Source organism: Lactococcus fujiensis JCM 16395, assembly GCF_002441655.1.
In the GTDB taxonomy this organism is placed as follows: domain Bacteria; phylum Bacillota; class Bacilli; order Lactobacillales; family Streptococcaceae; genus Lactococcus; species Lactococcus fujiensis.
On sequence record NZ_JXJU01000025.1, the window covers coordinates 1 to 11,133 of the forward strand.

7 protein-coding genes are annotated in these 11,133 nt (G+C 35.1%); 2 read left to right on the plus strand and 5 right to left on the minus strand.

Going from position 1 to position 11,133, the window contains the following annotated elements; all coding sequences use genetic code 11:
• Positions 1 to 842: 842 nt before the first annotated feature.
• The 5 genes from RT41_RS09695 to RT41_RS09715 form a co-directional block, all read right to left on the minus strand.
• Positions 843 to 1,199: a hypothetical protein gene (locus RT41_RS09695; RefSeq protein ID WP_096819189.1), complete on the minus strand. Its 357-nt coding sequence runs from the start codon at positions 1,197 to 1,199 to the stop codon at positions 843 to 845.
• Between the two features lie 4 nt (positions 1,200 to 1,203).
• A complete protein-coding gene (locus tag RT41_RS09700; protein WP_180752717.1) occupies positions 1,204 to 1,968 on the minus strand; it encodes a ParA family protein in 765 nt (254 codons plus the stop codon).
• 150 nt (positions 1,969 to 2,118) lie between these two features.
• Positions 2,119 to 3,417 (minus strand): RepB family plasmid replication initiator protein, encoded by a 1,299-nt coding sequence (locus RT41_RS09705; protein ID WP_245811683.1) that lies wholly within the window; start codon positions 3,415 to 3,417, stop codon positions 2,119 to 2,121.
• 524 nt (positions 3,418 to 3,941) lie between these two features.
• Positions 3,942 to 4,217: a hypothetical protein gene (locus RT41_RS09710; RefSeq protein ID WP_054639981.1), complete on the minus strand. Its 276-nt coding sequence runs from the start codon at positions 4,215 to 4,217 to the stop codon at positions 3,942 to 3,944.
• A gap of 8 nt (positions 4,218 to 4,225) precedes the next feature.
• Entirely contained in the window at positions 4,226 to 4,678 is a 453-nt protein-coding gene (locus RT41_RS09715) for a hypothetical protein (RefSeq protein ID WP_054639982.1), read from the minus strand.
• A gap of 1,761 nt (positions 4,679 to 6,439) precedes the next feature.
• On the opposite strand from RT41_RS09715, the gene RT41_RS09725 reads away from it, so the two are divergent.
• Both RT41_RS09725 and RT41_RS09730 read left to right on the plus strand, forming a co-directional pair.
• Positions 6,440 to 9,511: a type I restriction endonuclease subunit R gene (locus RT41_RS09725; RefSeq protein ID WP_054639983.1), complete on the plus strand. Its 3,072-nt coding sequence runs from the start codon at positions 6,440 to 6,442 to the stop codon at positions 9,509 to 9,511.
• Positions 9,511 to 11,103, plus strand: a complete 1,593-nt coding sequence (locus RT41_RS09730; protein ID WP_096819195.1) for a type I restriction-modification system subunit M — start codon at positions 9,511 to 9,513, stop codon at positions 11,101 to 11,103. The genes RT41_RS09725 and RT41_RS09730 overlap by 1 nt, the downstream gene beginning before the upstream one ends.
• Positions 11,104 to 11,133: the final 30 nt, after the last annotated feature.

Genomic DNA, 11,133 nt, shown 5'->3' on the forward strand with positions numbered 1-11,133 from the left:
GACTCTCTTTAAGTTTCTTAGATTCAGAGGAGGAATCTAAATCTACAACGGTTGTATCTGGTGCACTGTTCTGACTCCGAGGGGAGGAAAGTTGTTTCACACCTATCCCCAACGCAAGGAGAGCTAACAATACTAAGCCCCCAAAGAACAACTTCTTTTTATCCATCTTTTCTCCTTAACATAATTTAAGTTTTATTTAAGTTAGTTATATCACAACTATTTTAATATTTCAAGACTAAATTTACATTTATTTACAAAAAAATAACAAGCGTAAAAGATAAAAAAATTCTAAATATTTTTTCTAAATATTAAAGATAAGAATAGTGCTCAGATAATGTGTCAGAACAAATGAATACTTAACAATCATTATTAAACTAACCCCTCCTAACAATTTCTAAACAATCAGGTACTTTTCATAATCATTTTTAAGTATAGCTCCAAAGGTAATTATCTTTCGTTCTATAATTTGATAACTTTAAATATTCCGTTGCAAATTTTCCCATTCCCTTTGATTTAGTACAAAATTAATTTAAAACAAGGTCGCTGATGTTATTGGAAAAATCACGTTCTTGTAACATTTCTGTATTCCCAAACAAGAGCTAGAATATTATATTTTCCCTTTACAAAACAAGGAAAAGCGTTTTATCATCAATATAAAATAAAAAATAGGTCAGCTAGTGATCTATTTTTTAATCTGCTTAAGCATATTTGAAATATGTTGTTTCAGGTAAAGACTAAATTTAGAAACTACATTTTTTTCACGATATCTCATAGATTTATATAATATCATAGTATTACAGTATTATAGTATTAAGATATTATAGTATCATAATACTATAATGCTAATTCAGTTCTTCCTTAATGTATATCTCTCTTAGTTCGTCTTCTGTGAAATAGTCCTGTACCAATAATTTTCTAACTACTTCTGCTATGCTTATTCCCTCTTCGAAGGTTTTCTTTCTAAACAATTTCATTAAATCTTCATTAAGGTAAAAACTACCTTGTTTTCCGATTCCTGTTTTTTCGAAGTGCTTTTTTATTTCATCATAGCTTGTGTTTTTCTTTTGAACCTTATTTTCAATATTTTTAAATAGTTCTCTCTTTTCAGTAGTATCTATATTATCTGTTTTGTTTTTAGATAGATCATTTAACATTTTTTTTTCATCTTCTTCAATTTGTTTCAAAGTTTTTCTAGCCATATTCTTACTCCTCTATCTTTTTTAATATATTATCTACAAATTCTTGATACTCAGTAGAAGTTTTATGCAATGGATAAGATTGAAATACTGCTTGCTTTGTCATAATAGAGTCACGTACTACTGTACTTCTATCTATTCTACCTAAAATATTATAATGATTTTCTTCTAAATCTTCTGTTACTTCTTTTACGTGATTAGTATTGTCTACCATTGTTAGAATTAACCCTAGTTCTTTTAATTCAGGATTGATTTCTTTAACCATATCAACAGTTTTTTGTAATTGTCTTAACCCTTGTTTAGAGAAATATTCGGATTGTGTTACAAAAACTGTATAATCACTTGCAACTAATGCATTAATGGTAGTCATACTAAGGGAAGGTGAACAATCAATAATTATGTAATCATAATCTGAACGCACTTTATCAATTGCTTTCTTTAGGATATATTCTCTTGACATCTTTGCTGTCAGTTCTATATCTACGTTTGCTAACATAATACTAGATGGTACTAAATCAATGTTTTCTGTTATTTGCATTTTTACATCACTGATTGAAGCATTTTTTATATAAATATCATAGAGTGTTAAAGCACCTGAATTTTCTATTAATCTTTTGCTAGTAAATGTATCAGTGAAATCTGCATTTTGGTCATTATCAATGGCTAAGACTTTAAAATCTTTACCAAGTATTTCAGCAACATTTTTACTTGTTGTTGTTTTACCAACACCGCCTTTTTGCATTGGGAATGATATTACTTTTGCATTTCTCATAAGCATCTCCTTATAGTATTATAATGGTATAGTACTATAATACTATAATATTATAATATTGTCAACATATATAATTGTATAGTATTATAGTATTATAGTATTACAGTATTATAGTATAGTAGTATTATAAAAAGCACCTATAAGTGCTTTTTATTTTCTCATGTTTCTCTGTAATTCTGCAAACCTTTGTTTTTCTTCCTCAGTGCTTTCATCAACATAGTTCGCATTTGACCACTCAGGTGCTTTTTTTACTGGTTTACTTCTTTTTGTCTTTTCTTTTGCTACTTGCTCATTCTTTTCCTTTACAACATTTCCAACTCCGTTATCAAGATATTGCTGAGCAGAAACTGCAAGATATTTAACGATATTCTTCTTAGAGGAATTAAAGTTTATCATATGATCGCTTACGTAGCCTAAATGGTCGCTGAGAGCCTTTTCTCCGTAGTGTAGTACTATTTCATCATAGAGAGGATAAACGTGCTTAGAAAGCCCGATAATCGTTTCTTGGTTAGTCATATCCAGTCCTGTAATCAAATTAGCTGTTAAAAGTTTTACTGTATAAGTGTTAGCGATTCCTTGTGCAAAAAGAATATCATTCTTTTCTTGTTTCTGTTCGATAGAAAGAGTAGCAGTTTCATCATTACGTTTATATTCTTCGTCTTTCCAGTTTACTTTCTTTTCAATGTGGAACTGAATCTCTACAATGGAACGTCCTTTTTTTATTTTGTCGTAGGAAACGTTAAAGTGCGTAAAACGATTAATTTCTTCTGTTGCTTTATCTACCATAGATTTAAAAAAATCTCTATTGTCTTTATAGACATCTACTGTATCTGTGATAAGTCTTAATTCAGATATATCAATTCTAGGGTTTCTGTAACTATCAAGTTGTTTCTGAGTACGGTTATTTTTAAATTCGTATTTTTCGAACTGGTTGAAATACATAGAAAGCCACTTGTAAAGAATAATACTGTACTTACTATTCAAGTCCATAATATCTGTAATCGCATATTGAGTAAAGTTTTTTTTCATATCTACTAAATAAGGCATTATATGCTGACTAAATTCTATTTTCACTTCATCATTATAGTCATTCCACTCTACAAATGGAATAGGAACAATACTTTTGAAACTAAACCCTTTGTCTTTTTCTTCTTTGATTTGAAAAAAGGCTTGTTTTTGCATTTTTTCAACTGCTTTTTTAAAGCGACTATGTTTATCATTATCAGATACATCAAAAAAAGAAAAAAGCTCTTGTTTTGATAAGTAAATAAGATTATCTTTTGGAGGATTAGCAGTATCAATAAAAGATACTGCTAATTCAAAAATCTTTAAAGGTGTCTTATCCATTTTAGCTACACTTGTGATTAAATCGTTGCTTTGAGCAACCATGCGTTCTTGTAATTCATTCATATGGTTAATTCGCCTATTTTTTGATATAATTGGTTTCATAGTATAGTACTCCTTTTGGGGTTAATGTAAGCATAGGAATTCTGACCAAAGAAATAGTCCTATGCTTTTATATTACCATTAACGCGTGGTATTGTCAATACAAAAATACCACGTATGCACAGTTTTTTCTCCACGTATGCACAGTTTTTTCTCCACGTATGCACAGTTTTTTCTCCACGTATAATCGCTGAAAGCCTTGCAAACACTGGTTTTTTTTGCCCGCAAAAGAACAAAAGACAAAATATATAAAGATAAAATATAAGAGGGGCTTCCGCCCCTCTTTTTTTATTTATTTATTCTTCATCTTTTCTTCTTCAAAACGTTGGTTGATCAAATCAACAATTTCTTTTTGAGAAGAAGAACTTAGCTGTTCAATTTATTATTGATGTCTGATGAAGTATTATCTTCACCAAAGACTAACGAATCAATTCTATTACAAAACTTAAATTCGTTATAAAATGCTCTGCTTTTAGCAGGGCTTTTCTAAATTATTAATTCAATTTTGAAAAAATTTTGAGCTAAGTTTATTTTTTAGAACTTTCCTGTAATTCCTTTAATTTTTTTTCTAATTCATCAGCCTCTGATGCCCATTTCATAATTTCTTTTTCTTTTGAACTTTGTCCCCAAACAAAGCCAATGATTATTAAACAAGGGATACTTAAGAGACTTGAATAAATTTTATTTTGCTCTGGTATGTTTTCAAAAGTTCCCCAAATTAGCCATAAAGGAGGACCTAAACAAATAACAGTTATAATTATATCGCTTACTAATGAGAGCTTTTTTATATTAATTTCTTTCATGTTCTTCCTCACGCTAATATATATCCATCATTTTTACCATCTACTCTGTCAAGGCCTTCAGCAACCACACTTCCGATTGATGTACCGCCAATAGTTAGACCAATATTGATCGCAGTTCCTACCCAAGATGCAGCACTCCTACCAAGCATTGCAGCTATTTTGGACTCTACAACTCGTGTAATATTTGTTCTGTTTGCTCTAATTAATTTTATAACTGTGCTACTAGTTTTAGATGAAATTCCAACTCCAGCCAAAATAGTAGCAATATCAATAGCAGTTGCAACATTATCCACTTTATTATACCAATGTTTACCTAAATGAACCCAATTAGGATCTGCAACAATTGGAACAAAGTTATCTTTATCAAAATCAATAACTTGTGTTAAAGTATTGCCACTAATAATATAATGAGTTGAAACTGAATTTCCATTTGCATCTTTTGCCCAAGGCGCTTCAATCATATTACAAATAAAATATTCTTCTCAAGAGAACTTATAAAGAGCAATGAAAAGATAGAGCAAAAAGAATAAAACACCAGCATAAAACTGTTAGTTTTAAATGCGCACTTACACATCACTAAAAGTGATGTTATAAAAGCGTGCTAAAAATCTTGTAATAGAAGCCTAAAAGGGCAGCTTAAAAGAAAAAAGAACAAGAAAAACAAAGAGAATAGAATAATAATACTCATATGAAATTCAGTAATATTTCGGGAAGGAAATTAAAATAGATCAAAAAACAGAAGAAGTACCTCTTGAGAAAAAAATATGGTGGAAGTTTTGGAACTGAAAAAAGATTAAGAGTCTTGATTCAAATCAAGATTCATATCATGACGAATCAATTCTTTTAAGAAAAGAAAAATTTAGATAAAACGACCAGTAATAAAATAACAATTGAACAAGAAATTCTCGATACAGGGAGAAGGGGTTCTAACGAAAAAAGATGAGTTCTGTCATGAACAAAAAGCTCGAAGTTGAATGATCGGTTGCTGAATTTTCATAGACAGGTTCGAAGGATAATAAAAAATAAGGCAGATGATTTTTTATGGAAAAATTATTATTTGCAGGTCAGGTTGACTCACGAAAATGAGAAAAAATACAAAATAATAAGTGCGGAAATTCAAAAAAATAGAATAGGGAAAGAAGAAATTTTGAAAATTTAAATGACAATTCTATCAGTTAAATTATTTTGATTATCGGATTTGTGGAAAATTTAATCATGAGACTTGACTCAGATAAACAATTTCAAAAGGACCTTAATGAATTAGAAAAAGATCTCAAAATAGAAAAAATATGTGAGAAAGCAGATATTTTATTGAACTTAATTTAATAAATTAAGAAAAAATATTGATCAAATAAATGTTAAAAAGGGGGTTGGGGATTTTCCCAAAAACAATAACAAAAAAAAAATAGTCAGGAAAGGTCAAACTCGTTAGAGTGACCTCCCTGATTTTTTTGTTATTTCTGCGACTGTGGCCACGGTTGCTATGCTCGCCACTGTAAGATTCGAGTTTTCTAAACCTACTTAATCCATTCTTTTTCTATGAGAAAATTACAAGAGAAGTCGTCCAAAAAATTTAAAAGTCCCTGACATTGCAGACGAAAAAAAAAACAGATTTTTTTAAAATGAAGCCAGCTAAGAAAAAGAATATTTCAGAATTTCTTCGAGCCATGGTTTAAAAAGGCGGAGAAAATTTTCTTGATTGATCTAATTTAAAAACCGTATTAGATGAAACGAAAAGTCACATGATTGAACAAAATTGTATCGGAAAATATTAAATCAAATCTCAAAAAAAAGTAAACAAACTTGGTGAGTTTGATAAAAAAGATATTTCGAAAATGAAAAGTGATTTCATTGGTAATTAAAAATTTTATTTAAAAAACTTAGATGTTCTCATCGATGAAATTAACAAAACGAGAAGTGAGGGGGAGCTTCCTATCACAAAATCTTTAGCAATAGAATTTGAGTTCCACTTTAAAAAAAATCTGAAAAGTAATTTTTAGGCTGTCATCTTATTCTCTCTTTTGCCTCCAAACGATAATTTAATTCTTGAAAAAAATAACTTGCGCAAGGGGGATATTGTTTTATTAAGCGTTCACATTTTTTTGCTTAAAAATAAAATAGAATCCCCTTTTTTACTTTTTTTATCGTAAAATAGAAGGAAGGATAAATTCACTGTATTCCTGATTCGAAGCAGTTGGAAGAAACGGAAAGTAGAGGAAGTAATGACTTCGGAGTTAGACATTGAAAATCATTTGATTCAGATTTTAAGTGAGCAAGAAAACCAATGGCGTTACCGGCCAGATTTAACCTCTGAAGCAGCGCTTTGGGAAAATTTTAGAGGCCATTTAAATCGCTTGAACCTTGCGATCTTAGAAGGAGAAGTTTTAACGGATATCGAATTTAATCGAGTACGGGCAGAATTTGGCCGTTTAACTTCAACGCCTTTTTCGGCCGCTCAATGGCTTCGAGGAGAAAACGGGGTTGCCCAGATTGGCTTAGAACGTGAAAATGGGGATCAATTAAGCTTAGAAGCTTTTCGTAACCGTGACGTTGCTGGTGGCACCTCTTCCTACGAGGTTGTTCATCAAGTAGTTCCTGACACTGATCATAAGACTCGGGGAGACGTGAGCTTACTGATGAATGGGATTCCCATCATTCACATGGAGTTAAAAAATGAATCCGCAAAAGATGGCTTTATGCAAGCCTTTGACCAGATCAAACGCTACGCCATAGAAGATGGCTTTTTCAATGGTATTTATGGAGCAACCCAACTCTTTATTATCTCGAATAAAGTGGACACGCGTTATTTCGCAAGACCCAGCCAAAATACGGTCGAAGCTTATGACCGGATGAAGAAGTTCTTGTTCAATTGGCGAAAAGCAGATAATACACCTGTTCCAGACCTGTTTGACTTTGCCCGCGAAGTCCTCAAGATTCCAGGCGCACACGAACTGATCAGTCAATACACCATTTTAGTGGATGACCAAAAGAGTCAAAAATACCTCATGGTCTTAAGACCTTATCAGATACATGCCATTAAGAAGATAAGAGAACAAGCAGGTAAACATGAGGGCGGCTATATTTGGCATGCGACAGGCTCTGGAAAGACCATTACCAGCTTTGTGGCTACGAAACTCTTGGCACAGAACTCTGTAGGGGTCGACCGGACAGTCATGGTCGTCGACCGTACAGACCTGGATGCACAAACACAAGACGAGTTTACCAAGTTTGCCTCAGAGTTCCATACGGGTCAAACCTCAGGCAACAGCGTAAGCAACACCTTGATTGTTGGGATTAAGAATCAAAGAGAACTAAGGGATAGTCTCTTATCAAAGAAAAACAACAACACGATCCTGGTGACGACCATACAGAAACTCTCTGCGGCCATTCGTGCGGCTCAAAAAGAGAGTGAAGCAGAAGGCACCAACCGTTTTGAAAAACTGCGCAAAGAGCACATCGTCTTCATTGTCGATGAAGCCCACCGTGCGGTAAGTGATGAGGAAATGAAACATATCAAAAAAGAGCTGCCTCAATCAACCTGGTTTGGTTTAACAGGAACTCCAATTTTTGAACAAAATAAAAAACAAGAAAATGGTGCTTACGCCAGAACCACAGAAGTTCAATATGGTCCCCTTCTTCATGCCTACACGACAAAGAATGCCATGGATGATGAAGCAGTCCTCGGGTTTAATGTCGAATACCATTCTCTATTAACTGATGGGGAACAAGAAGAACTTATTTCTCGAATTAATGACGATGTTGTTCCAGAAGAGAAACTGGCCCAAGAAGACTTAATGACTTCTGAGGTCTATGAGAATGACCAACACATCACGGCGCTCCTGCATAAAATCTTTGATTATCAAAGCTTCTATAAGAAATTCAAGTTTGAAAAAGGGATGCCAACCATGTCGGCCATCTTAACCACTCACTCCATTAAACAAGCCAAAGCCATCTATGCCAAGCTCCAAGAATTGAGAGCAGAAGACAAGCTCTTCTCAGGCCGTCCCCTTAAGGATCATCAACCCATGCTTGATACAGCCTTTCCACGTGTGGCCATTACTTTCTCAAGTAATCCCAACCAACTGGATAAGAACGAAACAGATGAAGTGCTAGCTCAAATCATGGCAGACTACTCCTTACAATTTGGCACTCACCCTTATCAAGATGAAAAGCTCTACAACCAGAATATCAATAAGCGTCTTGCCAGAAAAGAAAAACAATATCAAAAAGATGGCCAGTGGCTGGACTTAGTGATTGTTGTAGACCGTCTTTTAACTGGTTTTGACTCACCGACCATTCAAACGCTTTATGTGGACCGGGAGATGAACTATCAAAAACTTCTTCAAGCTTTCTCAAGAACCAATCGTATCTACCCAGGAAAAGAAAGTGGAACGATTGTGACCTTCAGAAAACCAGAAACCATGAAAGAGAATGTTGAAAAGACATTTATTTTGTTCTCAAATGAAAAAAGGAAAGAGGAAGTTTTACTGCCAAAAGAGTATTGTGTCGTAAAAGAAGACTTCTTTACAGATAGAGACAATTACCAACAGGCAGCACAAGCACGAGCAGAAAACCCACATGATGTGAAAGCCATCGCTGCTCAGGTCGCAGCCTTCCAAAAACTTGAAAAGACCGCCAAAGCCCTTAAAAGTTATGACGCTTATGAGGAAGAGGAAGATGCCTTTAAGCCAATGCTTGAGGAGTTCACTCAGTACAGAGGAGAAGTTGAAAATCTCAAAGCCAGCTTGAAAGAACTGGTCGATGAGGATGATGCAGGGATTGACTGGGAGGACATTCTCTCTGATATCCGCTTCTCATCAGACTTGAGTGCCAACCGCTTAGACCAGGTGGATAGCTACTTCATCAACCAATTGCTTAAACGACTCCAATCGGATGACTCAGAATCAAAAGCTCAGTTCTACCGAGAGATTGAGAAGAAAGCACCAGCCATCAAAGCCATGTACGAGGGCTTGGGCCAACAAATTGAAGCTGAAGAAAACGAAGTGGACGTGGTAGAGCTGAAAAATGAAGCCATTCAGGCACAAATTACAGCACTCTTGCTTGACCTTTCTGACACTTATGGCTTTAAGCTCGACAGTTTAAGAATGGCTGAACGAGAATATCACGCTGATAAACCTATCCCTTATCTGAATCAGATGATGGATGAAATGAACCTAGATAAAGCCAGCTTTGAAGCTTTAACTGGCGAAAAATACAGAAGACGGACTACCGTCATTAACGAAAAATTGAAATCAATCTTTGAAATCATTCAAACTTGGAAAGAGGAACTTTAATGTCAACAGCACTTGAAGCCCAACTATGGGCATCCGCAGATATCTTACGTGGGAAAATGGACGCTAGCGAATATAAAAACTACTTGTTAGGCTTAGTCTTTTATAAATACCTGTCTGATTTAGAACTTCGTGAAGCTTATGAACAAGAAAACGGAAAAACAGAGACTTACCCAGACCGTGAGGCACAGTTTGAAATCTTGAATGACTGGTATGAAGAAGACCCAGAAGACTTGCAAAAAACAATGCGGCTTCAATTGGGCTACTTCATCACTCCAGACCAACTCTTCTATAGCTTCCGTAAGAAAGCAGATGGCTATAACCTTCAGTTAACAGAGCTCCAATCAGGTTTTAACACGCTTGAAAGTGAAGGCGGACAATTCCAAGGGCTCTTTGCGGACATCGACCTCAAATCAAACAAATTGGGTTCTAACGACCAACAAAGAAACATCACTGTGATTGAGGTCCTTCGTGCCCTTGATGAAATTGACCTCTTTTCTCATGATGGCGACGTTATTGGGGATGCTTATGAGTATTTGATTGGTCAGTTTGCGGCAGGTGCAGGAAAGAAAGCAGGGGAGTTCTATACACCTCAAGCTGTGTCACGCATTATCTCAGAAATCACATCCATCGGACAAGAAGAACGTGCGCCATTCCATATCTATGACCCAACCATGGGGTCAGGTTCATTGATGCTTAATATCCGTCGTTACTTAACACATCCAGATAAAGTCACTTACCATGGTCAAGAATTGAATACGACGACCTTTAACCTGGCACGTATGAACCTGATCTTGCACGGGGTAGACCATGGACGGATGAATCTGAAGAACGGGGACACCTTGGACTCAGACTGGCCAACAGAAGAACCCTATCAATTTGACTCTGTTGTCATGAACCCGCCTTACTCTGCCAACTGGTCAGCCGCAGATAAGTTCTTATCTGACTCTCGTTTTGAACGCTATGGTAAATTAGCACCTAAATCAAAAGCAGACTTTGCTTTCTTGCTTCATGGTTTCTATCACTTGAAAGATAGTGGAACCATGGGAATTGTCTTGCCACATGGTGTGCTTTTCCGTGGTGCAGCAGAAGGAACCATCCGTAAAGCATTGCTTGAAGAGGGAGCCATTGATGCGGTCATTGGCCTTCCAGCTAACATCTTTTATGGGACAAGTATCCCAACAACCGTCATTATCTTGAAGAAGAACAGAAGCAGTCGTGATGTCTTGTTTATCGATGCTTCCAATGACTTTGAAAAACAAAAGAATCAAAACATCTTAACGGACGACCATATCAAAAAGATTGTACAAACCTATCAAGCGAGAAAAGATGAAGACAAGTATGCCCATGTGGCCAGCTTTGATGAAATCAAAGAGAATGACTTTAACTTGAATATCCCACGTTATGTCGATACCTTTGAAGAAGAAGCACCGATTGATTTGGTGCAAGTGAATAAGGAATTGGAGCAAGTCAACAAAGATATTAAAGCTCAAGAAGCAGAGTTATTAGCCATGATTCAAGAGTTTGCGGTGACAGAGGATAGCAAGGATATCATTGCGTCAATGACACAACTTTTAGGAGGGGCGCATGAGTAAGAAGGGGTTCTGTTGCGAAGTTTGAAAATC

What these genes read in the sequence shown, in the direction of transcription:
- RT41_RS09695 (WP_096819189.1), bottom strand. Translation starts at nt 1,199, where the DNA reads ATGGCTAGAAAAACTTTGAAACAAATTGAAGAAGATGAAAAAAAAATG.
- RT41_RS09700 (WP_180752717.1), bottom strand. Translation starts at nt 1,968, where the DNA reads ATGAGAAATGCAAAAGTAATATCATTCCCAATGCAAAAAGGCGGTGTT.
- RT41_RS09705 (WP_245811683.1), bottom strand. Translation starts at nt 3,417, where the DNA reads ATGAAACCAATTATATCAAAAAATAGGCGAATTAACCATATGAATGAA.
- RT41_RS09710 (WP_054639981.1), bottom strand. Translation starts at nt 4,217, where the DNA reads ATGAAAGAAATTAATATAAAAAAGCTCTCATTAGTAAGCGATATAATT.
- RT41_RS09715 (WP_054639982.1), bottom strand. Translation starts at nt 4,678, where the DNA reads ATGATTGAAGCGCCTTGGGCAAAAGATGCAAATGGAAATTCAGTTTCA.
- RT41_RS09725 (WP_054639983.1), top strand. Translation starts at nt 6,440, where the DNA reads ATGACTTCGGAGTTAGACATTGAAAATCATTTGATTCAGATTTTAAGT.
- RT41_RS09730 (WP_096819195.1), top strand. Translation starts at nt 9,511, where the DNA reads ATGTCAACAGCACTTGAAGCCCAACTATGGGCATCCGCAGATATCTTA.